We start from the raw sequence: 22,650 nt of genomic DNA on the forward strand, positions 1-22,650 counted from the left end.
AGCCTGCTCCGTCAGGGAAGCTGATCGGCGGGCAAGCCGAAGGCAGGAAAGGATGGGTGCTTAGATGAATGTCATTTCTACGACTGCGGCACGGCGCAAGGTGCTTCCGGGCTTCGGCATTACGATGGGGTACAGTGTACTGTACCTGAGTCTGGTGGTGCTGTTGCCGTTATCTGCGCTGCTCATTAATTCAACAGGGCTGAGCTGGGCCAAGTTTTGGGATATTGCCACTGATCCCCGGGTGCTGGCCTCCTACCGTATCAGCATAGGTACTGCTGCAGCTGCAGCATTGGCGAATGCCTTTTTTGGCCTGCTGATGGCCTGGGTGCTGGTGCGTTATGAGTTTCCGGGCAAAAGAATGTTCGACGCTCTTATTGATCTTCCGTTTGCCCTGCCGACTGCGGTTGCCGGCGTTTCCCTGACCGCACTTTATTCCCAGAATGGCTGGATCGGCTCTTTGTTTGCGCCGTACGGCTTCAAAATTGCCTTTACCCCGCTTGGAATCACGCTGGCGCTGATGTTCATCGGGATTCCTTTTGTCGTGCGGACTGTCCAGCCGGTGCTTGAAGACCTGGACCGCGACATGGAGGAGGCCGCAGCAACACTTGGCGCAAGACGCGGCAGGACTTTTCTGCGGATCATTCTGCCCGAGGTGTTTCCTGCACTGCTTACCGGCTTCGCGCTGGCGTTTGCCCGGGGAATCGGTGAATATGGCTCTGTCGTCTTTATCTCCGGCAACATGCCGATGCGGACGGAGATTGCCCCGCTGCTGATCATGTCCAAGCTGGAGCAGTTTGACTATGCCGGAGCGACTGCGGTGGCGCTGCTGCTGCTGCTGATTTCTTTTCTGATGCTGCTGGTTATTAACCTGCTTCAGCGCTGGGCCCGCAAAACATCACGTTAGAATAAGGAGGAATGAACATGGCCGGAACTGTGCCGATGCATGCTCCGAAGCGGAGAAGCAGCACTGTCTCATCCGCAACAAATGAAAGCTCTATAGTAAAATGGGTGCTGATCGCTGCCGCCGGGCTGGTGATGCTCTGGCTGATTGCCCTGCCGCTGATCGTCGTGCTGACAGAGGCGCTGAAGCGGGGTTGGGACGTCTATTGGGCTGCGCTTACCGATCCAGATGCCGCTTCTGCTCTGAGGCTGACACTGCTCGTAGCGGCAATCACAGTTCCGCTGAATACGATTTTTGGCGTAACGGCAGCCTGGGCAGTGACCAAATTCCGTTTCCGCGGCAAAGGCTTTCTGATTACCCTGATCGATCTGCCGTTTGCCGTATCGCCGGTTATCGGCGGTCTGATCTTTGTGCTTGTGTTCGGTTCGAGCGGCTGGTTCGGCTCCTGGCTGAGCGACAATGACATCAAAATTGTGTTTGCCCTGCCTGGTATCGTGCTGGCTACGCTGTTTGTAACCTTTCCGTTCGTCGCGCGTGAGCTGATTCCGCTGATGGAGGACCAGGGCACGCAGGAGGAGGAAGCGGCGATTACGCTGGGTGCAAAGGGCTGGCAGATCTTTTTCCGCGTTACCCTGCCCAACATCAAATGGGGTCTGCTGTACGGCATCATCCTCTGCAACGCCCGGGCGATGGGCGAGTTCGGAGCTGTCTCTGTAGTATCCGGACGGATCCGCGGAGAGACCAATACGCTGCCGCTGCATGTGGAGATTTTGTATAACGAATATCAGTTTTCCGCTTCGTTCGCAGTGGCTTCGCTGCTGCTTTTACTGGCACTGATCACGATGATTATCAAAAGCTGGCTGCTGCGCAAAAGTGCTCATTGACAGGGTTTTGGTTCCGTGCTAAGTTAAAACATAGTATACTAGGTGGAAAAGACGGGATTTAGGCGGAGATAACCCCCTGTCCGGGGAAAGGGAGGCTGGAAAATGGCTAAGCCACTGAAGGTGGATGAGTTATGGCTATCACGAATTTCAGAACTGCTGGACAATATGGAATTCGGCTCTCTGCATATTGTAGTGCATGAGGGGCAGATTGTTCAGATGGAGCGTACGGAACGCAAGCGTTTCGAGAACAGCTCAGCAAATCCGCGTTACAGTGGGGAAACCGGAAGCCGGCGCACCGACACCCGTTCGGCGGGACGGGGATAAATGGAGCAGATATGCTTTTAAAGGCATGATTCTATTTCATAGACAGGAACAGAAACAGAGCAGCGTCCCTTCAATGTGAAGCGGAACCCTGCTCTGTTTTGCTGTAATTCTATAATGTTAGTACTGCGGTCTCCTGCGGTTGCCGGAGAGGCCTTCAACCAGAAGGACAATGGCGGTAATGGCGTGCATGATCCAGCCCACTACCGGAATAAAGGCTACTATTGAGGTAACGATCCCGATAACATTGCCGACGAACGGACCGCGCTCCCGCAGCAGGATAACAACAGCAGCCGCATGCAGCAGAAAAGCGATGCCCAGCGGCAGCCAGCCGTTAGCCAGAACGAATGCACCCCCGATAAACGGAATGGCCAGAAACGCCTCGTACGCGAAAGTCCCCCATTTGAATAATTTGCCCAGTGATGACATGATGGTTCACCGATCCTTTTCAAGTTATAGTGGAGCCTGATTCTGTTAGTATTCATTACCCGTCTGTTTGGGCTGGGAATAGGCTTTGATGTCTGTTGCGGAATTCTTTATAGCATACGTCTGATTTCGTGATCCGTTTCAAAATGAACCCCGGGCTTATCCGCCCTTTGCCTTGATTGCGGCTGCTGCTGTCGTATATATTGGTTACAGTGCAGGGGGCTGGCAGCAGACTCCTGTCAGAGAGCGGGGGGAAGATCAAGGATGAACGATGAATCCAAACCGGAAGTACGCCATGAGCTACCTTCAGTGGAGCAGTATCTGGCTCTGCGGGCAGAGGCCGGCCTGAGTCCGATGAGTGCGGCAGGAGCGGAGGCCGGGCTTCCGCGTTCCTGTTTTGCAGTTACGGTATATGACGGGGAGCAGCTGGTCGGAATGGGCCGGGTCACCGGGGACGGGGGCTGCTTTTTTCAGGTTACAGATATAGCAGTAAAGCCCGCTTATCAGGGCCGGGGCCTGGGAAAAGCGGTCATGCACGAAATCAGGCAGTTCCTGGATACCGTGCCGCAGCCGTCTTATGTCAGCCTGATTGCCGACGGGGAGGCCGCCAGGCTCTACGCGCAGTATGGCTTTGCTCCCGTTATGCCTGAATCGCAGGGGATGTTTCTGCGGCGTTAGGCGGAAGATAGATAGACCTATATAGATTGAAATGAAGGATAAAGCAGCATGCAGGCTGATGAAAGGTGAGGAAATAGAGATGGATGTAGTAGTAATAGGAGCGTCTGGAACCATTGGCAAGGCTATTGTACAGGAAGCATTAAAAAGAAAACATGAGGTAACCGCAGCCGTCCGCAATCCGGAGTCGGTGGAGCTGCAGCACGAACGTCTGCAGGTGGTACGCGTGGATGCGCTTGATCCGGCATCCGTTGCCGGAGCAGTAGCAGGGCACGGGGAAATTATCAGCGCCTTCGGGCCTGATGCGGGACAGGAAAATGACCTGCTTAAAGCGGCAGATTCCATCATTGAAGGGCTGCAGCAGGCCGGCGTGGAACGTCTGATTATTGTCGGCGGCGCAGGCAGCCTGAAGACAGAGTCGGGAGAATGGCTGATGGATACCGCCGGATTCCCGGAGGAGCTCCGGCCGCTGGCTGCAGCGCATGCGCATGCTTACGAAATCTACAGAGGCACGGAGCTGGATTATACCTACATCAGCCCGCCTGCAGCCATCATCTCCGGCCGCCGGACAGGTATGTTCCGGATCGGCCTGGACCGGCTGATTACCGATGAGGAGGGGGCAAGCAGCATCAGTGTGGAGGATTTTGCCGTAGCTGTGGTCGATGAGCTTGAGGAGGGCAACTTCAGCCGGGAGCGGTTTACAGTTGCGTATTAATAAATAGGCGGGACGGGAAGATGTTATTGCCGGCCGGAGGGGATTATCCCGCGGCACAGAGGGGTAAGACTTATTGCAGATGATGCTGTAAGTCTTGCCTTTTTTGATTTTTGTTTGGGATGAATTCACCTGCATTGCAATGTTTGTATGGGCTAGTTGGATTTTAGTCACTTAATTCCGCGAATTACGCTAAATTACTGAAATTAAGTGGAAATCTGCTGCTTATTTTGCGGCCAACATCCGTTTTAGGGTGGAATTGGAATAATGAAGTGACGTTTTTCCACCTAGAGTTTCTGAATCCGTTGTTAGACCGGGAAATAGATAGCGAAATTCCACTTAGTATATGGATTGAATGCCAAGAACAAGCCTGACTTAATGTTAGTCAATGAATCTGTTAAGGGGATGGAGTAAATGGATCTTGTCACGGCAGAGGAAATGCGGCAACTGGACCATATGACAATAGAGAAGCTGGGGATTCCGGCAATTGCGCTAATGGAGAATGCCGGGCGTGCGATTGCTGAGGAAGTCATTGCACTGTGCCGGCAAAAGCAGTATAACAGCGGTAACGGCTGGTATGGCGAAATGCGGCCTGGCCCGGATAGCCCAGTGGACAGTGATATTGTGCGCAGAGGCAGCGGTGGCGGTAATATTGGCGGCGGCGGGGGAATAGGGACCGGCAGCAATGGGAGCTGCGCAGGTAGTAGCTGGAATGTCGGTAATGGAGGAGGCGGAGCTGGGAGTGTAAATGGCGGTTTAAATACAGGTAACGGAGGAAACTGGACTGGGAGTGCGGGAGTGGGCTGGAGTGCGGGAGGCGGCGGTGCGCAGCCGCCGCAGGACTTTACAGTCAGCGCCGACCGGGCGCTGACCCTGGACACTGCCGCCGCCGAGCACTGGTTCATCCTCGCCGGCAAAGGCAACAACGGCGGCGACGGCCTCGCCGCCGCCCGGCACCTGCGTGAGGCCGGCTTCGCCGTCACGCTGGTGTACGCGGCCGCGCCGCAGACGCTGGCCGGGGAAGCCGCCGTGCAGCGTGACGCTGCTGCAGCGCTGGGGCTTCCGGCCGTCGTCCACGGCCGGGACCCTATCGACTTTGCCGGCTGCACCGGCATCGTCGATGCCCTGCTCGGCACCGGAAGCGCGGGAGCGCCGCGCGGTGCCTATGCGGAGCTGATTGCCGCAGCGAACGCCAGCGGCAAGCCGATTGTGTCCGCGGACATCCCCAGCGGGCTGGACGCGGACACGGGAGCGCTGCATGAGCCGTGCATACATGCAGCGGTGACGGTCTGCCTCGCGCTGCTCAAGCGCGGGCTGGTGCAGTATCCCGGCGCGGGAGCGGCCGGGCGGGTGGTGGTCCGCTCCATCGGCATCCCCGCTGCTCTGGCCCGGGAGGCCGGGGTGCAGGCCAGCCTGCTGACCCCGGAAGGGCTGCAGACACGTCTTGGGGTCGACGTGTCGCGCCGCCGCTCGCCCGAAGGCCACAAGGGCACTTACGGGCATGTCCTGCTGGCGGCGGGCAGCCTGCCCATGAGCGGCGCCGGTCTGCTCGCGGCACGGGCTGCGCTGCGGGCGGGCTGCGGTCTGGTGACCTGGGCACTGCCTGCAGCGCTGATGCCCTATGTCATCGGTGCCGCCCCGGAGGTCATGCTGGCTGCAGCCGGCGGCGGAGAGGACGGCACCTGGGACGCGGGGACGGCCGCGGAGGTGCTGCGGCTTGGCGGGAAGCGCGATGTAGTGGCCACAGGTCCCGGGCTGGGCCGGTTTGCCGGAGACAAGGAATGGCTCCGCATGTTATGGGAAGGCATCGGCAGCCCGCTGGTGCTGGACGCCGATGCCCTAAATATTTTGGCGGAATGTAACTATACAGAATGGTCCAGCCCGGATCGGCCGGTGATTCTGACCCCTCATCCCGGAGAAATGGCCCGGCTCGCCGGTGTGTCCACCCCGGAGGTGCAGCGTGACCGGATCGGCCTTGCTCAGGCTTATGCCATAAAGCACGGCGTAGTCCTTGTGCTCAAAGGATCACACACCGTCATTGCCTCGCCTGAAGGAGAGGTCTATGTCAACGCCACCGGCCATCCGGGGATGGGCACGGGCGGAGCGGGCGATGTGCTGACCGGAATCATCTCCGGCCTGCTTGCCCAGGGTCTGGGTGCCGTTCAGGCGGCCGCCTTCGGCGTGTACCTGCACGGGCTGGCCGGCGAGCGGGCGGCCGGCTCACGGAATCATCCATCGGCGCTGGTCGCCGGAGATATCATCGAAGCGCTATAAAACCGGTACTGCACAGGCCTGGGTATATGCACCGTTTCATGTTCGTGCAAGAGCCGACCTAGGGTACACTGCGAGGACCGGCCGGGGGCGGGCGGAGCCGTCCGCCCCCGGCCGGCCGCCGGAATCATCACTCCGCCTATTGCAGAATCAGGCAGAGCAGCGGCACGAACAGAGCGAATACAGGCAGCAGCAGCGGGTAGCGCTCGCCGGCCAGCTGGGCGAGACGGAACAGCAGCAGGACGCCGATGCCGTAGAGGCCGCAGGTCTGCGTATCTCCGCCCTGCTCCGCAGCCAGCCACAGGCCGGCTCCGAATCCGGCGGCAGCGTAGAGGATAAGTGAAGGAATGAGTTTGGAGGAACGGAACATGGACAGCAGGGCGTCGGCAATCAGGGCAGCAGGCAGAGCGTAGGCATAGACAGCATAAGGGACTGAGACCGGCCAGCCCTCCGGAACCCCGTTTGTATGCGGAAGTCCAAGCATTACAAGTGCCACGAGCATAAAGGTGAGGCCGGCAGCGGATAACTTGGACAAGGCGTACATGCCTGCCGACAGTCTTACAGAAGGCAGGTCATAGTCTTTGATTTTGTTCATCTGAAAACGTCCTTTCAGGTTTGTTATCAGCTTGTGACCATGTCTCCACCATTGACATGAATGCAGGTGCCGGTTACATAGGCTGAATCGGGACTGGCTAAATAGACATAAGCGCCTGCGAGCTCATAAGGCTGTGCCGCCCGCCCCAGCGGTGTATCGGTTCCAAATACGCTGACCTCGGCGGCGGAGTAGCTGGAAGGGATGAGCGGAGTCCATACGGGACCGGGAGCCACACTGTTGACGCGGATCCCGCTTTCGGCAAGTGACAGGGCAAGGGAGCGTGTGAAGGAGACGATAGCACCTTTGGTCGAGGAATAATCGATCAGCTCCTTATTGCCCTGGTAAGCGGTAATTGAGGCGGTGTTGATGATGGATGAGCCTTTTTTCAGGTGCGGCAGTGCGGCCTGGCTCAGGAAAAAGAACGGAAATATATTGGTCTGAAAAGTCTGGTACAGCTGCTCCTCCGTAATGTCCAAAAGACTGCGCTGCGGGTATTGCACCCCGAGATTATTGACCAGAATATCCAGCCTGCCGAAAGTCAGCACGGTCTGCTCCACCGCCTGAAAGCAATTGTGCCGGTGCCGTAAATCTGTCTCAATCCGCAGGCAGCGCCGGCCGAGCTGTTCGATGCGCCGTGCGGTGTCGCTGGCATCAGAGGCCTCGTACAGATAAGCAATGGCCACATCCGCCCCTTCCCTGGCAAAGGCGATAGCCGCCGCCCTGCCGATCCCGCTGTCCCCGCCGCTGATCAGAGCCACCTTGCCCTTCAGCCTGCCGCTGCCGCAGGTGTCCGGATCTTCACTGATCGGCCGCGGGCTCATCAGGCTCTCGAGGCCGGGCTGGCGGTTCTGGTGCTGGGGCGGAAAGGCGATCTTTTGTGTGCGGCATACCGTCTGTTCCCCGTAAAAGGGATAAGTTGGATTCATTGCGCTGTACTCCTCCTTGAGTGCTGCCGGTTTTGTATATTTCTATGCATCCGCCCAGAAAAGCGTGCGCTTCCGCCGGCATAAGCCGCGGGAACGGACTGGCGGTTATGCATTTTGCTGTACCTGAAATGAATATTAGAAAGGGTGAAATACAGAATGCGTTATCGGCCAATGGTAGAAGAGGATTACGATGCAGCCCGCAGGCTGTGGGAAAATACGGCGGGGATGGGTCTGAGCGATGCTGATTCGCGGGAAGGAATTCTCCAGTTTCTCGCGCGGAACCCGGGCCTGAGCCAGGTATGCGAGGAGGAGGACGGCACGCTTGCCGGCACCGCTATGTGCGGGCACGACGGACGCAGAGGATATATGTACCATGTAGCGGTCAGCACGTCCTGCCGGGGCAAGGGAGCCGGACGCGAGCTGGTATCCCGGGCGCTGGCGGCCCTGCATGAGGCAGGTATAGCAAAGTGCCATCTGATGGTGATCGAAGGGAATGCTTTAGGACGCGGCTTCTGGTCGGGAACCGGCTGGCAGGAGCGGGAGGGCCTCGTACTCTTTTCCCAAAATACATAATGAAGCTGCCGTACTTAGGTGACAATGAATGTAATAGTGTAGGTTCCGCATTCGTGCAGTATAATGTATAGGCAATTAATATGGCGAACTGGATAAAAGGTGATCAAAACAATGCGCTTCAAGGATGTATTCTCAATAATCGGGCCCGCTATGGTCGGCCCTTCAAGCTCTCATACCGCCGGCGCCGCGCGGATCGGCAGGGCTGCACGTCAGGTGCTGGGCGAAATGCCGCGTGAGGCGGAGGTTATTTTTTACGGATCCTTTGCCGCTACTTACCAGGGGCACGGGACGGACCGGGCGATTGCCGGCGGACTGCTGGATTTTGCTACAGATGACCACAGGCTGCCGGACTCTGTTGAACTGGCTGCTGAAGCAGGGATGGATGTATCCTTCCGGCAGGGAACGGGCCTGTTTCCGCATCCTAATACGGTTAAGCTGCGTCTTGTCGGCCGGGACAGCGGTACAGAGCTGACGCTGACCGGAATCTCGATCGGCGGAGGAAATATTGAAATTGTGGATATTGACGGCTTCGGCGTGAAGCTGACCGGCATGTATCCGACCGTGCTGATTAATCATATGGACTATCTCGGCGTGCTGGCCAGTGTTACGGAGGTCATGCGCAAAGGACAGTTTAATATCGGTCATATGTCGCTTGACCGCAAAAACCGCAGCGGTGCAGCACTCACCGTGCTGGAGCTGGATGAACCGGCAACAGCCGAGCTGCTGCAGGAGCTGCAGTCCCTCACTGCCGTGAAATCGGTCAAAGTGGTGGATCTGAACGGAGTCAAGCAAGAACAGAAAGGGAAGGAAAGCACATCATGAATTTTCAAACACTGAGCCAGCTGGCTGTATTATGTGAGGAGCGGGGACTCGGCATCGGAGCGCTGATGCTGGAGGAGCAGAGCGCGGAATCGGGACGGCCGCAGAGTCAGGAATTTGCAACGATGAAAGAGTATTACGGCGTCATGAAAGAGGCGGTCCACCGCGGCATGACCCAGGATACCACCTCGCGCAGCGGTCTGACGGGCCTCGATGCCCAGCGGGTGGGCGATTATAATACGGCTAGTGAGCCGTTACTGGGCGGACCTGCCGGGCAGGCAATGGCCTATGCGCTGGCGGTATCGGAAGTGAATGCCTCCATGGGGAGGATTATAGCCACTCCTACAGCAGGCTCCTGCGGCATTATTCCGGGAGTCTTTCTCAGCTGCCAGGAGCGTTTCGGTTGGGATGACGATTTTATGGTTTCAGGGCTGTTTGCCGCAGGGGCGATCGGGTATGTGATTGCCAATAATTCTTTTGTCTCCGGAGCGGAGGGCGGCTGTCAGGCAGAGGTTGGTTCAGCAATCGGCATGGCGGCCGGAGCACTGACTGAGCTGCGCGGCGGGACGCCCGCCCAGGCGGTACATGCCGTGGGATTGGCGCTTAAAAATACGCTGGGTCTGATCTGCGATCCCGTAGGCGGGCTCGTCGAGATTCCCTGCATCGTGCGGAACGGCTTCGGAGCTGTCACTGCACTCGCTGCAGCGGATATGGCACTGGCAGGCGTGCGGAGCGTGATTCCTTCAGACGAAGTGATCAAGGTAATGCTTGAAGTCGGCTCGGCCATGCCGGAGAAGCACCGCGAAACCGCCGGAGGCGGTCTGGCCCAGACCCCGACAGGCCGGCAGATTATGAAAGATTTGCGGAACAAGAAGGGGTAAGCGCAAGGTTTTCCGGTCGGCTGAGAACGGTTAGCTTAAAGCCATTTATAGCATACGGAAACGTTCCAGCTGCTCCAGCATTCCCTCGCGCCGGAGAATTTCCGGCTGCTTCGGCCCGAGCAGGTCGAAGTGGGGAAAAGGCCTGCGGTTATGGATATATTGCGCGGGAAGGCCGTTCTGCTCACACCAGCGGCGGAGACGGGGCAGGTCACTGCAGCCTACCTTGGTTACTGTCGTGATGCCCGGGAAACGGGGATCGATCCAGTAATGGGTCAAAAAAGCGATCTCCCCCCGCAGGACCGCCGTCTTCCACTGGTTCAGTTCTTCTCTGTTAATTCCAAAGGCCATAGCTGTCTCATCCACCTTGCAGGAGCGATTCTCCAGGGTATTGTATTACTGATTATGCTAAGTGGAATATCGCCATCTATTTCTGCTGATTTAGCCCATAATAGCGTTAATGGTTAAAAATAAGTGGCGATTTTTCACCTAATGCTGCTTACGAAAGGAGGCTTATCATGAACGGACAGGTTAGAGCGGACATCCGCCCCGGGCTTGAGGTCGATATTGTGCTGAAGCAGGATCAGGCTACCGGCAAGCTTACGCACGGTACGGTAAAAGACATTCTGACCAATTCCCCGCGTCACCCGCATGGAATCAAAGTGCGGCTGGCTGACGGGCAGGTTGGACGGGTCAAAAAGATTACCGGCTGATCATTCAGCTGCATATTGCAGAGCCGCCGGACTGCTGGTTTATAGACAAGCAGGTTCATAGCGGTTGCGACGGTCAAGTGTATCGCAGTGAACTTAATAACGCAAAAAGCAGTTACTAAAGCACCCGCTTTATCTCACTGTGCCCTCCGGCACGGCTGATATAAAGCGCTGGTGCTTTTTGTTGTGCTCACTCTCTCAGCGCCGCATGAACTCCTCCACATCCTTATCCGCCTTGGTCTGATTACACAGATTACAGGCGCAGACACAGTTGTCGGGAGTGGTATGGCCGCCTTTGGCCCGCGGCAGGAGATGGTCAATGGTGTCACCGTACAGGCCGCAGAAATGGCAGGTATAGTTGTCCCTTGTGAGAATAAGCTTCCGGAAATCCTTGTTGCTGTACAGGCGGCGGATGGTCCGGCGGTTGACTACAACAGCAGCACGCTCACGGACCAGTGTTACGGCCAGTTCCAGGTCAATCTCCTGGTGCCAGCGCCGTCCCTTGTCACTGTGGCCGCGCATCAGAATCATCCCCTTGTATGAAGGGACGAGCGCTGAATAATCCTCAGGCTCCGGCTTGGGCCACCCTGCCGCTGGAGGCTTACGCCGCTGCTCGCCCGGCCGCGGCCGCGGTTTGGCACGTTCACCCGGGGCTGCTGCGGTTTTGCCGTCCTTGATGCGTTCTGGCCGGGAATGAAGCTTAGGCTGGGCCGTTTTAAGGTCATGCTGCACGGCCGGGCCGGCAAGAACTGCCTTGGCCGCCTGCTGTGCAGCAGGCCCGGCAGAACCGCGGGCTGTTTGCCCGGTCTTCTTGGCAGCAGAAACGGCCGGGCCGGTTAGCCCCTGCAGCCCGCTGGCGGTGGTGTTGCTTAGGATCTTGCGGCAATCCCGGCAGGCACCGCGGCGGGATTGGCCTTTGGACCGCTTGCCCGTCCGTCTGCGGAATTCGGATAGCGGCTTATGCTGCTGGCAATATGCACATTGTTTGGAAACAGGCAGGCTGGTATCGGTCATAGGTAAGTTTGGAGAGACGCTTAGGCCGCGTCTGTCCGTTCCCCTTATTTTTAATTTATTCTCAGTATAACGTAAAGTACGGCTATACACACGGCGGGCCACAATACGCTTTGTTTTCCCCGTATTGTGATATCTGTCTCGGCACCCCGGAGGGAAAAGATGTAAAATTCATTAAAAATGGGAAAGGGGGAAGCAGATAATGGATCAGACGCATAAGAGGCCGGGTGCCGTTATTATTCTGTATGTGCTGCAGGCTTTTTTGGGAGTTGGAGCGGTTGGGGGCGGAGTGATGCTGCTGATTGATCCGAGCGGTGAAATGATGGGGATGCCGGTCTCGGTGCTGGAAAGATCGCCGTTTGACAGCTTTATGATTCCCGGTCTGCTGCTGCTGCTTATTTTCGGGATTCTGCCGCTTGTAGTGCTGTACGGGCTGGTAAAAAAGCCGGATTGGCAGCGGTATGCCGGGCTCGGTCCGTTCAAGGCGCTGCATCCTGCCTGGACGTTTTCACTGTATACTGGGTTCGGGCAGATTATCTGGATTATGGTCCAGACGTATATGATGAACGCCGTCTCTGTTGTTCATGTTTTCTATACCTGTATTGGCCTGCTTATTCTGGCTGTAACCCTGCTGCCTGCGGTACAAAAATATTTTATGCTGGACGGCCGTGCGTAAAGCAGTTAGAATGGCAGTGAACAAAAAAGGGCTTTCATAAAACCCTGGAGGTGAACCGGATTGACTACCATTTACGATATCGCCAAAAAAACCGGTTACTCCCCGACTACGGTATCGAAGGCGTTCAATAACTATTCCGATGTGCGTGCGAAGACCCGTGAGGAGATTCTGCGGACTGCCCGGGAGATGGGTTATCTGCCGAATGCACATGCCCGGACACTGACCACGAAGAAGTCATGGACCCTCGGTGTGCTATTTGTGGAAGGAACGGGAGCAGGCATCCGCCATCCGTTCTTTGGCGCGGTTATTGAGAGCTTCAAGCAGGTAGCTGTAGACAAGGGCTACGCCCTGATGTTCATTTCCAAGGATGTCGGCGGCAAACAGAGCGGGTATCTGGAGAATTGCCGGATTCATGGCGTGGACGGTGTTGTTGTGTTTCTCTCCGATTATGATGATCCTTATTTCCTTGAACTGCTGGAGAGTAATATTCCTATGGTTATTCTGGATTTTGAGACAGAGAAATCGCATACTGTCTGTTCGGATAACAAGGATGGAGCGATGCTGGCCGTGGATTATCTTACCTCCCTCGGGCATAGCAGGATCGCCCACATCTCGGGCGGAATGAACACGGTTCCCGGTAATCAGCGCCAGGAAGGCTACATTGCGGCAATGAAGCGGCACGGTCTTGAGCTGCGGGAGGAGTATATCGTCGAGGGTGAGTTTTATGTGCTGGAGAATGGCTATTCTGCTATGCAGAAGCTGCTGGCCCTGCCGGAGCGGCCGACGGCTGTATTTGCTTCCGGTGACATGCTGGCGCTCGGGGCGATGATGGCGGCAAAAGACAGCGGCCTGTCTGTACCTGGAGACATCTCGGTTATGGGCTATGACGATATTGAGCTTGCCCGCTATGTGACGCCTGCGCTGACAACCGTTAGGCAGGATACGGCCAGTCTGGGAATCCGCGCTGCAGAAATTCTGCTGGCTACGGTTGACCGCAAAGAGAACGGAATGGAGGCTATCGTGCTGCCTGTGGAAGTGGTTGTGCGGGAATCCTGTGCGCCGCCTGGTGAGAAATAAAGCATTTCACCGGGGCGCGGTTTTTTTTCGCAACAATCGAAACCGGTTTCGATTGTTGTTGGTCATGTGTTTCATACTTTATTTGAGGAGATGGGTTCAGATGGTGACTGTACAAACGACAGTAACAGCAAAAGAAACCGGAGAGCGCCTAAGCCGGCGGGAAGGCCTGGTGTTTGAGCAGAAGGTCAGCAGTCAGACAGCGGATATACAGCTTCATCCGGAGCAGGAGTTCCAGACTGTGATTGGTTTTGGCGGCGCTTTCACTGAAGCTGCGGCCTATACACTGTCGCGGATGAGCCCGGCCAGACGGACGGAGGTGATCCGCAGCTATTTTCACCCGGAGGAGGGACTCAGCTACAGCATGGGGCGTGTGCATATTCACAGCTGCGATTTTGCGCTCGGCAATTATACGTATGTGCAGGAGCAGGATACGGAGTTGGCCACATTCGATATATCCCATGACCACCAGTGGGTGCTGCCGCTGATTAAGGATGCGATGGGGGTAAAAGGAGGCCCCTTTACGATGCTGGCTTCCCCCTGGAGCCCGCCGGCCTGGATGAAAACAAACGGGGAAATGAACAACGGCGGCTCGCTGAAGCCGGAATATGCCGCTGTCTGGGCGCGTTATTACACGAAGTTTATCGAGGCCTACCGCAAGGAGGGCATTCCGGTTTGGGCAGTATCAGTACAGAATGAGCCGGCGGCGGTGCAGACCTGGGATTCCTGTGTGTACAGCGCGGAGGAGGAGCGGGATTTTGTCAAAAATCATCTCGGGCCAGCCCTGCATGCAGCTGGTATGGATGACGTGAACATCGTGATCTGGGATCACAACCGGGACATTATGATTGAGCGGGTCACCCCTATTTTGTCAGATCCGGATGCTGCGAAGTATGTGTGGGGCACCGGAATTCACTGGTACGGCGGCGAGGAGTTCGAGAAGGTGGCGAAGGTGCATGAGCTTTTCCCGGATAAGCATGTGCTGTTCACGGAGGGCTGCCAGGAGGGCGGCGTGCGTCTGGGGGAATGGTTCACGGGAGAGCGTTACGGGCGGAATATGATTGGCGATCTGAACGCTTGGACGGAGGGCTATCTGGACTGGAATCTGGTGCTCGACGAGACCGGCGGACCGAACCATGTGGGCAATTTCTGCGATGCTCCCATTATCGCCGACACGGTTACGGATGAGGTTCATTACAACAGCTCTTATTATTACATCGGCCACTTCAGCAAGTATATCGCTCCCGGTGCTGTGCGGATTGGACTGGATTCCACTGCTGACGGTATTCTATCCACGGCCTTCCGTAATCCGGACGGCAGTATTGCGGTTGTGCTGATGAACGGGAGCGATGAGGCGCGCAGCGTAACGCTTGGTCTTGGCAATGAGCTGGCCGGATGCCAGCTGCCGCCGCACTCTATTGCTACACATGTAATTTCGTAAGGCGTACATCCAAATTTCAGGAGGTTATGATATGAGCCGCTATTATTTTGATTCAGGCAATTTTGTAATGGAGCAGTTTCATGAAAATAAACCGTTTGCCAGCTTCCTGCCGGGGCTTGCCGGGCTTAAGGGAATCCCGATGTGGACGTTCTATGTGAACCGCGGGCAGGGGGTATGCGGCTTCGGGGTACGCGACAAAAATTCGCCGATCATGGAGTTCTCCCCGGCCAGCATCTCTTACAAGAACGTAGCATCTTCCGGGTTCCGCACCTTTATTAAGCTGGGGGAGCAGCGGGAGGTCTATGAGCCGTTCCAGTCCTCGCATCCGGACCCGGCGGTGAAGCGGAGGATGACGATTCTTCCAAACGGGCTGACGATTGAGGAAGAGCATACCGGACATGGACTGAAGACGGCGGTGCATTATTTTAATCTGCCGAACGACGATTATGCTGCGCTGGTGCGGCGGGTGGAGATTGAGAATACAGGCGGTGCGGAGCTGACTCTGGAGCTGCTGGACGGATTACCGGAGATTCTTCCTTACGGATCGGCGAACAGCGCCTACAAGGAAATGGGTAACCTGCTGCGCAGCTGGATGGAGGTTTACAATCTGGAGCATGGTATTCCGTTCTATAAGCTACGGTCCAGCACAAACGATGATGCTGAGATCAGCGAGATTCAGAACGGCCATTTCTATCTGTCTTTTACAGCAGAGGGGGAGCGGCTGCGGCCGGTTGTTGACTTCGAGGTGATTTTCGGGGCGAATACATCACTTGCTTATCCTGACCGCTTCGCCGTTCTCACGCTTGATGAGCTGCTTACGCAGCCGCAGTATCCGGTGAATAAGGTGCCCTGCGGCTTCAGCGGTGTTCAGCGGACACTGGCTCCGGGCCGCAAGCTGACGCTGAATACCATTATCGGGCATGTCAGCGACATCGATAAAATCAACCGCAAGGCCGACCGGCTCTGCAGCGACGAATATATCACCGGCAAAATGCTGGAAGCGGCTGAGCTGACCGACAATCTGACTGCGGATATTGCTACGCGCACTTCATCAGCTATTTTTGACGCATATTGCCGGCAGTCCTATCTGGATAATTTCCTGCGCGGCGGGTATCCGTTTCTTTTTGACAATGGAAAAGACGGCTTTGTTGTGCACCTCTACTCACGCAAGCACGGCGATATGGAGCGGGATTATAACTTTTTCTCGCTTGCTCCCGAGTACTATTCGCAGGGCAACGGGAACTTCCGCGATATGAATCAGAACCGGCGGAACGATGTGTTTTTTCATCCGCAGGTCGGCAGCTTTAACATCAAAATGTTCTACAGCCTGATCCAGGCGGACGGCTATAATCCGCTTAGTGTGCAGGGAACGAGCTTTGAGGTGCTGCCGGAGCATGCTGCGCAGCTTAAAGAGTGGATCAGGAGCGCTGCAGCGGATCATCAGGCTGAGCTTGCAGCGCTGTGTCTCGGCAAATTTACACCAGGCCAGCTGATTAATTACATCGCCGATCATCAGGTGCAGCTCAAGGCGGATGAACAGGAGTTTCTCAGCGGTGTGCTGGCCCTGTCGCAGCAAAATATCGAGGCCGCCTTCGGCGAAGGCTTCTGGAGCGATCACTGGACCTACAATCTCGATCTGGTCGAAGGCTATCTGGAGGTATTCCCGGATAAGCTGGCGGAGCTGCTGTTCGGGGATGAATCCTATACGTTCTACGACAGCCCTGCTTATGTGCTGCCGCGCAGCGAGAAGTATGTGATCAGCGGCGGGAAGGTGCGGCAATACGGCGCATTGCTCGAGGATGAGGAGAAGCTGCACCGGCTGCACCGCAAGGCCGGCGATACCCAGTGGCTGCGCACGGAAGGCGGCACCGGGGAGATCTACCGTACCAGCCTGTTCGTCAAAATGCTCTCGCTGGCGCTGAACAAGTTCGCGACGCTTGATCCATACGGCATGGGCGTGGAGATGGAGGGCAACAAGCCGGGCTGGAATGATGCGATGAACGGCCTGCCGGGCCTGTTCGGCTCCGGGATGAGCGAGACGTTCGAGCTCAAGCGGATGCTCGTGTTCATGCTGGAGGCGCTGGAGAGCCTAGGAATGCCGGAAGTAGAGGCCGCGCGGGAGCTGGCAGGGGCCCAGGAGCTGGAGGCAGTGCAGGGGTTGCAGGAAATACAAGGAGCACAAGGAACGCAAGTATTGCAGGGATGGCAGGAAGTACAAGGAGCACAAGGAGCACAAGGAGCGCAGGGCTTTGGGGAAATGCAGGATTTGCAGGATTCACAACCGGTGCAGGAGCTGCTAACGGGCTTGGAGGCTGCTGTCGGAACAGTATCGCTGCCCGTGGAAATCGCACTGCTGCTGGAACGGGTGCTGGGGGCAGTAACTAAGCTGTTGGCCGGCGGGCTGGATGACTTCGGTTATTGGGACACCGTATCTTCGGCGCGTGAGACTTACAGGGAGAGTATCCGCTTCGGCATTAACGGTGAGCAGGCTGCGGTAAGTCTGGCTGTCATCCGTGAAGCGCTGGGCAAATTCCTGGACAAAGTGGACGCAGGGATTGAGCGGGCGGTGGCGCTGGGCGGCGGACTGGTGCCGACTTACTTCCGGTTTGAGGCTGTGCGCTTCCAGCCGGTAACCGATGAAGCAGGCAAACCCGTGATCAGCGGCTATGGTTTACCCAAAGCTATCGTAGAGGAATTCGAGGCTGTAGCACTTCCATACTTCCTGGAGGGCCCGGCCCGCTGGCTCAAAACGCTGGACAGTCATGAGCAGGCCAAAGAGATTTACAGCAGGGTTAAAGGCAGCAGTCTGTTCGATCCGGTAACCTCAATGTACCGCACCTCGGTATCACTTGAAGCGGAAACACATGAGATCGGGCGAATCCGTGCCTTCACACCGGGCTGGCAGGAGCGGGAGTCGAACTTCCTGCACATGTCCTACAAGTATCTGCTGGCTCTCCTGAAGAAGGGGCTGTACGAGGAATTCTTTAGTGAGATGCGAACCTCACTGATCCCGTTCCTTGACCCGGCTGTATATGGACGCAGCACGCTGGAGAATTCCTCCTTTATCAGCACAGGCGGCAATCCGGACCCGCTGACCCATGGCCGGGGCTTTGTGGCCAGACTCAGCGGCTCGACGGCAGAGTTCCTGAGCATGTGGAGAACCATGATGGCGGGAGGCCGGATGTTTGCGTTTGAGGATGGCGAGCTGACGGTGGAGCTAACACCGGCGCTGCCGGGCTGGCTGTTCGACGAACAGGGCGAGCTGATGTTTACCTTCCTTGGCGGAACCGAAGTGACGTACCATAACCCGCGCCGGGCTGATACCTATGGCGCAGAGCGTGCGGTTATCGGGCAGCTTACGCTGACCTACAGCGACGGAAGCAGCCGGCAGGTTGACGGGGCGCTGCTGCGCGGTGCGGAGGCCGAGGCCCTGCGCCGGGGTGAGATCACCGCGATCCGGGCGGAGCTGGTGTAAAGTGTTTGAGGGAGGCCGCTGAGGCCTCCCTTTTTTTGCTGCTCGGGCGGCGGGCAGGCGAATTCGCCGAGGAATTCCGCCGCGAGCGCGCCCGGTGCGTAAATCAAAGGGGAAAATCCTACTAACTCAGCCCAAAGCGGCACGAACGCACTCAGTAGAGGGAAAATAGCATCTGATTTCGCGGAAAGTGTGCTGGTGGGCGAAATGAGAGACAAAAATGCCTCTGATTTTGCGGAAAGTGGGCTGGTGGGCGAAATGAGAGACAAAAATGCCTCTGATTTTGCGGAAAGTGTGCTGGTTGGCTAAATGAGAGACAAAAATGCCTCTGATTATGCGGAAAGTGGGCTGGTCGGCCAAATGAGAGACAAAAATGCCTCTGATTTTACGGAAAGTGTGCTGGTTGGCGAAATGAGAGACAAAAATGCCTCTGATCTGGTGGAAAGTGGGCTGGTTGGGGTAGCGTCAAGAAGTTTGTGTAAAAGAGCAGAAAGTAGCTTCTCGGGGTGCTCGTTAGTGAGTGTGGATGTTCTTTGGGGCGGGGGAACCCCGCCCCAAAGTACAAGGTAATCAGGCGGTTTGTTCCTGCCCATCCTGCGGCGGGTAGCGCTCCTCAAACATCTGGTTCAGTTTCTTTTTAACCTCCAGATCACCGAAGCCGCGAATCACCCGTTCGCTAAAACGTTCATTGTAGTCCATCACGTCGAGGTAGACAATTTTCTCTGCCGCATCCATATTTGTTAGACTGTTCATTGGCTTCAAGCGCTTGCGGATTTCCTTGTTCATTCGTTCAATCGGATTGGAGGTGTAGATCGCCTCTTTCACGAGTGCCGGATACTTGTAAAATGTCAGCAAGGTGGACAATTGTTCCTCCCAAGAACGCATTTCTTTGGGGTACAGCTTGCCCCACTTGGCTTTCACGGTGTCAAATGCAGCCAGTGCCAGATCGTGGTCTTGCGCGGTGTAGATGGTCTTCAGATCCTCAATGACTTCCGTTTTGTGCTGAATCCGGATCTTCGGAAAGGTGGAGCGAACCTTGTGAACGATACAGTGCTGTACATCGGCTTTCGGATAGGTCTCCTGGAATGCCGCATCGAGTCCCGGTAGCCCGTCAAATACACCCAGCAGCACTTCCTGCGCTCCGCGTTGGTAGAGGTCTTTTAACACCTCCCGCCAGCCATTGGCGCTCTCTTGGCCGCCTACGTAAAAACCAAGGATTTGCCGGTGCCCGTCTTCATCGATTCCCATCGCGAAGTAGACGACTTCTCCTTTGACGGTCCCGCGTTTAAGCTTGACGTAGAGGCCGTCCAGGTAGATCACGGAGTAGCGCTTGCTTAACGGACGTTTCTGCCACTGGTGGATGTCGTCGAGTACCGTAGCGGTAATGTTGCTGACCGTCGTCGGGGAATAATGGCTCCCAAACATGCTTTCAATAAAACGGGCTACATCCCGGGTACCCATGCCCGATTTGTACATCTGGATCACAGCCTCCTCCAGCCAGCCGTCTCGTCTCTGGTATGGCTCAAACAGCTGAGTCTGGAACTGTCCCTGACGGTCACGCGGAACCTCTAAATTCTCCACATTACCGTACTTTGTGTGCAGATTTCGAGTGTAATATCCATTACGGCTGTTGCGTGCACCTGCCTCATCGCTCGACATAAATGCCTGGATCTCCGCGCGCATGATGGACTCCATGTTGTCTTTTACAAACTGAGTGACAAGATTTTCAAATAGATTATTGAGCTGATTTTCGGGTAGAATAGTCATCGAGTAGGGTTCCTTTCTTGGTGGACTTCGCAATCCCGAGAATACCCTACTTTTTTGTTGCCTGACTAGGCTCCAAATCTTGGTACACAGACTATTTTACGCCGTCCTGGTTGGCGAAATGAGAGACAAAAATGCCTCTGATTTTGCGGAAAGTGTGCTGGTTGGCGAAATGAGAGACAAAAATGCCTCTGATCTGGTGGAAAGTGGGCTGGTGGGCGAAATGAGAGACAAAAATGCCTCTGATCTGGTGGAAAGTGGGCTGGTCGGCTAAATGAGAGACAAAAATGCCTCTGATCTAGCGAAAAGTGGGCTGGTTGGCGAAATGAAAGGCAAAAATGCCTCTGATTTCGCAGAAAGCGGGCTGGCCGCTCCTTCCAGGGCTGGATCGGCCAAACAGAAGCACCATCGGCCACGCCACTTCCCCCACCCGAAATTTGCGACCCCAAACCGGAAATTCGCTACCTTCCCCCTCGGGGTGAATGCGGTTACAATAAGCACATAGAGCAACATAAGCTTTTCACCACATTACAGAAAAAAAGATTTAGCTTGGAGGTCCATACGATGGAGAACAAAACAAGCGGCGGGGTTAGCCGGATGAAAAAACAGCCCGTTCCGGCCCTGATCGAAACCGGTTCAGGTCACACAAGGTCACTTTGGAAAAGGCTTCTGGCCCAAAAGCACCTGCAGACAATGGCGCTGCTAGGCGTGGCCTGGATGATTATTTTTAACTACATTCCGATGTACGGGATGATTATCGCCTTCAAGGAATATAACATCGTCAAATCCATTGCCGAGGCCCCGTGGGTGGGACTTCAGCATTTCCGGGAATTATATGAGGATGAGGACCTGAGATATGTCATCAAGAATACGCTCGGCATCAGTTTAATCAAGCTGCTGATCGGGTTTCCGCTTCCTATCATTTTTGCCCTGTTTCTCAATGAGGTACGTTCGATCCGCTACAAAAAAGCGATTCAGACCATCTCCTACCTGCCGCACTTTCTCTCCTGGGTCGTGCTGGGCGGCATTCTGGCAACGTGGCTTGCAGATGTTGGGATCATCAACAATATTCTGCTGGCACTGAACCTGATCGACAAACCGATTTCTTACCTGGCGGAACCAAGCTACTTCTGGACCATTGTTATTTCCTCGGATATCTGGAAAGAGCTCGGCTGGTCAGCAATTATATACCTGGCGGCCATTGCCGGGGTATCCCCGGAAATGTATGAAGCTGCTACCATCGACGGCGCCGGACGTTTTCAGAAAATGTGGTATGTCACGCTTCCGGCGATCCGCGGAACGATCAGCATCCTGTTCATCCTGGCGGTCAGCGGCGTGCTCAACTCCAATTTTGACCAGATTCTGGTGCTGCGCAACTCCCTTAACGACAGTGCCAGTAATGTAATCGACTATTACATCTACTATACAGGGATCGTCACCAGCCGCTTCTCCTATTCTATGGCGGTCACGTTGATTAAATCAGTCATTGCGCTGATCCTGCTGCTGATTGCCAACCAGGTAACCAAAAAAATCAACGACACATCGCTGTTCTAGAAGAAGGAGGATCTAAACCATGTTTTCTCTCAAACGCAAAACGATGGGCGAAGCCATTTTTGATATCGCCAATAACCTGGTCATGCTGTGCATCTGCTTCATCACCCTGTATCCGATCTGGTATGTGCTGATCAACGCCTTTAATGACGGCAATGACGCCATGATGGGCGGGATTTACTGGTGGCCCCGCATGTTCAGTCTGGAAAACTTTGAAGCGGTCTTTGCCAGCTCCGGCATTATGACGGCGATGGGTGTTACGGTAGCCAAGACGGTTATCGGGGTGGTCCTGCACGTATTCTTTACGGCTATGGTAGCCTATGCGCTGTCCCGCAAAAACCTGATCGGCGGAAAATTCTACATTCTGCTGGGTACCATCACCCTGTTCTTCAACGGGGGGCTGATTCCGACCTTCCTGCTGAACCGGGATTTACATCTGCTTGATAACTTCCTGGTCTATATTATTCCTGTCTTGTTCAGCTTCTTCGATCTCATTATCTTTATGACCTTCTTCCGGGAGATTCCCGAAGGGCTCGAGGAAGCGGCGTGGATCGACGGTGCCAATGACTGGTCCATTCTTCTGCGGGTGGTGCTGCCGGTATCCATGCCGGTTATCGCAACGATCGCGTTGTTCCATGGGGTGTATCAGTGGAATGATTATTTTGCAGGTATTATCTACATCAACAATCCGGATCTGCAGCCAATCCAGACGTATCTGTTCCGGGTAGTTGCCCAGTCCAGCTCCAACCAGATGATGGTCGCCCTGCAGGGCAGCAGCGTTACGAAGACCGTAACCTCACAGTCCATCAAGCTGGCAACAATGGTAGTAACGACGCTGCCGATCGTATTCGTCTACCCGTTCCTGCAGCGTTATTTCGTAAAAGGCATGATGATCGGTTCGATCAAGGGCTAATCAGCGGCCGTGTCCAATCAGGTAACTCCTCCGGAGGCTGCAGCCTGCTGCTTCCGG

General features: G+C 55.7%; 23 protein-coding genes. 17 read left to right on the forward strand and 6 right to left on the reverse strand.

The window, feature by feature from the left end:
* Positions 1 to 64: 64 nt before the first annotated feature.
* From cysT to NST84_RS02010, 3 genes are all read left to right on the forward strand, one after another.
* A complete protein-coding gene (gene cysT, locus NST84_RS02000) occupies positions 65 to 904 on the forward strand; it encodes a sulfate ABC transporter permease subunit CysT (protein WP_342564004.1) in 840 nt (279 codons plus the stop codon).
* A 17-nt stretch (positions 905 to 921) separates the two neighbouring features.
* Positions 922 to 1,785 (forward strand): sulfate ABC transporter permease subunit CysW, encoded by an 864-nt coding sequence (gene cysW / locus NST84_RS02005; RefSeq protein ID WP_342564005.1) that lies wholly within the window; start codon positions 922 to 924, stop codon positions 1,783 to 1,785.
* Positions 1,786 to 1,887: 102 nt separating this feature from the next.
* Positions 1,888 to 2,109, forward strand: coding sequence for a YezD family protein (locus NST84_RS02010; protein WP_342564006.1), 222 nt, complete (start codon positions 1,888 to 1,890; stop codon positions 2,107 to 2,109).
* Positions 2,110 to 2,226: 117 nt separating this feature from the next.
* Here the strand turns inward: NST84_RS02010 and NST84_RS02015 are convergent, their stop codons facing one another.
* Complete coding sequence (locus NST84_RS02015) at positions 2,227 to 2,535, reverse strand: hypothetical protein (protein WP_342564007.1); 309 nt, start codon at positions 2,533 to 2,535, stop codon at positions 2,227 to 2,229.
* A 261-nt stretch (positions 2,536 to 2,796) separates the two neighbouring features.
* On the opposite strand from NST84_RS02015, the gene NST84_RS02020 reads away from it, so the two are divergent.
* The 3 genes from NST84_RS02020 to NST84_RS02030 all read left to right on the forward strand — a co-directional run bounded on the left by NST84_RS02020 (position 2,797) and on the right by NST84_RS02030 (position 6,193).
* Positions 2,797 to 3,210 (forward strand): GNAT family N-acetyltransferase, encoded by a 414-nt coding sequence (locus NST84_RS02020; protein WP_342564008.1) that lies wholly within the window; start codon positions 2,797 to 2,799, stop codon positions 3,208 to 3,210.
* Positions 3,211 to 3,289: 79 nt separating this feature from the next.
* Positions 3,290 to 3,922, forward strand: a complete 633-nt coding sequence (locus NST84_RS02025) for an NAD(P)H-binding protein (RefSeq protein ID WP_342566326.1) — start codon at positions 3,290 to 3,292, stop codon at positions 3,920 to 3,922.
* 411 nt (positions 3,923 to 4,333) lie between these two features.
* Complete coding sequence (locus tag NST84_RS02030) at positions 4,334 to 6,193, forward strand: NAD(P)H-hydrate dehydratase (protein ID WP_342564009.1); 1,860 nt, start codon at positions 4,334 to 4,336, stop codon at positions 6,191 to 6,193.
* Between the two features lie 136 nt (positions 6,194 to 6,329).
* Here NST84_RS02030 and NST84_RS02035 read toward each other — a convergent pair whose 3' ends face one another.
* Both NST84_RS02035 and NST84_RS02040 read right to left on the reverse strand, forming a co-directional pair.
* Entirely contained in the window at positions 6,330 to 6,785 is a 456-nt protein-coding gene (locus tag NST84_RS02035; protein WP_342564010.1) for a hypothetical protein, read from the reverse strand.
* Positions 6,786 to 6,811: 26 nt separating this feature from the next.
* Positions 6,812 to 7,711: an SDR family oxidoreductase gene (locus NST84_RS02040; protein ID WP_342564011.1), complete on the reverse strand. Its 900-nt coding sequence runs from the start codon at positions 7,709 to 7,711 to the stop codon at positions 6,812 to 6,814.
* Positions 7,712 to 7,867: 156 nt separating this feature from the next.
* Here NST84_RS02040 and NST84_RS02045 point away from each other — a divergent pair, with 156 nt between their 5' ends.
* The 3 genes from NST84_RS02045 (at position 7,868) to sdaAA (ending at position 9,984) form a co-directional block, all read left to right on the forward strand.
* Positions 7,868 to 8,284 (forward strand): GNAT family N-acetyltransferase, encoded by a 417-nt coding sequence (locus NST84_RS02045; protein ID WP_342564012.1) that lies wholly within the window; start codon positions 7,868 to 7,870, stop codon positions 8,282 to 8,284.
* A gap of 111 nt (positions 8,285 to 8,395) precedes the next feature.
* The gene (gene sdaAB, locus NST84_RS02050; protein WP_342566327.1) at positions 8,396 to 9,106 is read left to right on the forward strand and encodes an L-serine ammonia-lyase, iron-sulfur-dependent subunit beta; all 711 of its coding nucleotides are present in this window, start codon (positions 8,396 to 8,398) and stop codon (positions 9,104 to 9,106) included.
* Positions 9,103 to 9,984, forward strand: coding sequence for an L-serine ammonia-lyase, iron-sulfur-dependent, subunit alpha (gene sdaAA / locus NST84_RS02055; protein ID WP_342564013.1), 882 nt, complete (start codon positions 9,103 to 9,105; stop codon positions 9,982 to 9,984). The genes sdaAB and sdaAA overlap by 4 nt, the downstream gene beginning before the upstream one ends.
* Positions 9,985 to 10,029: 45 nt before the next feature.
* On the opposite strand, the gene NST84_RS02060 is transcribed toward sdaAA, so the two are convergent.
* Complete coding sequence (locus NST84_RS02060) at positions 10,030 to 10,332, reverse strand: hypothetical protein (protein ID WP_342564014.1); 303 nt, start codon at positions 10,330 to 10,332, stop codon at positions 10,030 to 10,032.
* Positions 10,333 to 10,499: 167 nt separating this feature from the next.
* Here NST84_RS02060 and NST84_RS02065 point away from each other — a divergent pair, with 167 nt between their 5' ends.
* Entirely contained in the window at positions 10,500 to 10,694 is a 195-nt protein-coding gene (locus tag NST84_RS02065) for a YwbE family protein (protein ID WP_039869328.1), read from the forward strand.
* 195 nt (positions 10,695 to 10,889) lie between these two features.
* Here NST84_RS02065 and NST84_RS02070 read toward each other — a convergent pair whose 3' ends face one another.
* The gene (locus tag NST84_RS02070) at positions 10,890 to 11,705 is read right to left on the reverse strand and encodes an HNH endonuclease (protein ID WP_342564015.1); all 816 of its coding nucleotides are present in this window, start codon (positions 11,703 to 11,705) and stop codon (positions 10,890 to 10,892) included.
* A gap of 199 nt (positions 11,706 to 11,904) precedes the next feature.
* On the opposite strand from NST84_RS02070, the gene NST84_RS02075 reads away from it, so the two are divergent.
* From NST84_RS02075 to NST84_RS02090, 4 genes are all read left to right on the forward strand, one after another.
* Positions 11,905 to 12,378 carry a hypothetical protein gene (locus tag NST84_RS02075; protein WP_342564016.1) on the forward strand — a complete coding sequence of 158 codons (474 nt, stop codon included), beginning with the start codon at positions 11,905 to 11,907 and terminating at the stop codon, positions 12,376 to 12,378.
* A 60-nt stretch (positions 12,379 to 12,438) separates the two neighbouring features.
* Positions 12,439 to 13,455: a LacI family DNA-binding transcriptional regulator gene (locus NST84_RS02080; protein ID WP_342564017.1), complete on the forward strand. Its 1,017-nt coding sequence runs from the start codon at positions 12,439 to 12,441 to the stop codon at positions 13,453 to 13,455.
* Positions 13,456 to 13,555: 100 nt separating this feature from the next.
* Entirely contained in the window at positions 13,556 to 14,893 is a 1,338-nt protein-coding gene (locus NST84_RS02085; RefSeq protein WP_342564018.1) for a glycoside hydrolase family 30 protein, read from the forward strand.
* A gap of 31 nt (positions 14,894 to 14,924) precedes the next feature.
* Positions 14,925 to 18,368: a cellobiose phosphorylase gene (locus NST84_RS02090; protein WP_342564019.1), complete on the forward strand. Its 3,444-nt coding sequence runs from the start codon at positions 14,925 to 14,927 to the stop codon at positions 18,366 to 18,368.
* Between the two features lie 567 nt (positions 18,369 to 18,935).
* On the opposite strand, the gene NST84_RS02095 is transcribed toward NST84_RS02090, so the two are convergent.
* The gene (locus NST84_RS02095) at positions 18,936 to 20,132 is read right to left on the reverse strand and encodes an IS256 family transposase (protein WP_342564020.1); all 1,197 of its coding nucleotides are present in this window, start codon (positions 20,130 to 20,132) and stop codon (positions 18,936 to 18,938) included.
* Positions 20,133 to 20,250: 118 nt separating this feature from the next.
* Between NST84_RS02095 and NST84_RS02100 the strand changes: the two genes are divergently transcribed.
* The 3 genes from NST84_RS02100 (at position 20,251) to NST84_RS02110 (ending at position 22,593) form a co-directional block, all read left to right on the forward strand.
* Positions 20,251 to 20,403, forward strand: coding sequence for a hypothetical protein (locus tag NST84_RS02100; protein WP_342564021.1), 153 nt, complete (start codon positions 20,251 to 20,253; stop codon positions 20,401 to 20,403).
* A gap of 323 nt (positions 20,404 to 20,726) precedes the next feature.
* Entirely contained in the window at positions 20,727 to 21,683 is a 957-nt protein-coding gene (locus NST84_RS02105) for an ABC transporter permease subunit (protein WP_342566328.1), read from the forward strand.
* A 19-nt stretch (positions 21,684 to 21,702) separates the two neighbouring features.
* Complete coding sequence (locus NST84_RS02110) at positions 21,703 to 22,593, forward strand: carbohydrate ABC transporter permease (protein ID WP_342564022.1); 891 nt, start codon at positions 21,703 to 21,705, stop codon at positions 22,591 to 22,593.
* Positions 22,594 to 22,650 lie beyond the last annotated feature (57 nt).

The sequence above is a fragment of the Paenibacillus sp. FSL R7-0345 genome, assembly GCF_038595055.1.
Taxonomy (GTDB): domain Bacteria; phylum Bacillota; class Bacilli; order Paenibacillales; family Paenibacillaceae; genus Paenibacillus_AQ.

What these genes read in the sequence shown, in the direction of transcription:
- cysT (WP_342564004.1), top strand. Translation starts at nt 65, where the DNA reads ATGAATGTCATTTCTACGACTGCGGCACGGCGCAAGGTGCTTCCGGGC.
- cysW (WP_342564005.1), top strand. Translation starts at nt 922, where the DNA reads ATGGCCGGAACTGTGCCGATGCATGCTCCGAAGCGGAGAAGCAGCACT.
- NST84_RS02010 (WP_342564006.1), top strand. Translation starts at nt 1,888, where the DNA reads ATGGCTAAGCCACTGAAGGTGGATGAGTTATGGCTATCACGAATTTCA.
- NST84_RS02015 (WP_342564007.1), bottom strand. Translation starts at nt 2,535, where the DNA reads ATGTCATCACTGGGCAAATTATTCAAATGGGGGACTTTCGCGTACGAG.
- NST84_RS02020 (WP_342564008.1), top strand. Translation starts at nt 2,797, where the DNA reads ATGAACGATGAATCCAAACCGGAAGTACGCCATGAGCTACCTTCAGTG.
- NST84_RS02025 (WP_342566326.1), top strand. Translation starts at nt 3,290, where the DNA reads ATGGATGTAGTAGTAATAGGAGCGTCTGGAACCATTGGCAAGGCTATT.
- NST84_RS02030 (WP_342564009.1), top strand. Translation starts at nt 4,334, where the DNA reads ATGGATCTTGTCACGGCAGAGGAAATGCGGCAACTGGACCATATGACA.
- NST84_RS02035 (WP_342564010.1), bottom strand. Translation starts at nt 6,785, where the DNA reads ATGAACAAAATCAAAGACTATGACCTGCCTTCTGTAAGACTGTCGGCA.
- NST84_RS02040 (WP_342564011.1), bottom strand. Translation starts at nt 7,711, where the DNA reads ATGAATCCAACTTATCCCTTTTACGGGGAACAGACGGTATGCCGCACA.
- NST84_RS02045 (WP_342564012.1), top strand. Translation starts at nt 7,868, where the DNA reads ATGCGTTATCGGCCAATGGTAGAAGAGGATTACGATGCAGCCCGCAGG.
- sdaAB (WP_342566327.1), top strand. Translation starts at nt 8,396, where the DNA reads ATGCGCTTCAAGGATGTATTCTCAATAATCGGGCCCGCTATGGTCGGC.
- sdaAA (WP_342564013.1), top strand. Translation starts at nt 9,103, where the DNA reads ATGAATTTTCAAACACTGAGCCAGCTGGCTGTATTATGTGAGGAGCGG.
- NST84_RS02060 (WP_342564014.1), bottom strand. Translation starts at nt 10,332, where the DNA reads ATGGCCTTTGGAATTAACAGAGAAGAACTGAACCAGTGGAAGACGGCG.
- NST84_RS02065 (WP_039869328.1), top strand. Translation starts at nt 10,500, where the DNA reads ATGAACGGACAGGTTAGAGCGGACATCCGCCCCGGGCTTGAGGTCGAT.
- NST84_RS02070 (WP_342564015.1), bottom strand. Translation starts at nt 11,705, where the DNA reads ATGACCGATACCAGCCTGCCTGTTTCCAAACAATGTGCATATTGCCAG.
- NST84_RS02075 (WP_342564016.1), top strand. Translation starts at nt 11,905, where the DNA reads ATGGATCAGACGCATAAGAGGCCGGGTGCCGTTATTATTCTGTATGTG.
- NST84_RS02085 (WP_342564018.1), top strand. Translation starts at nt 13,556, where the DNA reads ATGGTGACTGTACAAACGACAGTAACAGCAAAAGAAACCGGAGAGCGC.
- NST84_RS02090 (WP_342564019.1), top strand. Translation starts at nt 14,925, where the DNA reads ATGAGCCGCTATTATTTTGATTCAGGCAATTTTGTAATGGAGCAGTTT.
- NST84_RS02095 (WP_342564020.1), bottom strand. Translation starts at nt 20,132, where the DNA reads ATGACTATTCTACCCGAAAATCAGCTCAATAATCTATTTGAAAATCTT.
- NST84_RS02100 (WP_342564021.1), top strand. Translation starts at nt 20,251, where the DNA reads ATGAGAGACAAAAATGCCTCTGATTTTGCGGAAAGTGTGCTGGTTGGC.
- NST84_RS02105 (WP_342566328.1), top strand. Translation starts at nt 20,727, where the DNA reads ATGAAAAAACAGCCCGTTCCGGCCCTGATCGAAACCGGTTCAGGTCAC.
- NST84_RS02110 (WP_342564022.1), top strand. Translation starts at nt 21,703, where the DNA reads ATGTTTTCTCTCAAACGCAAAACGATGGGCGAAGCCATTTTTGATATC.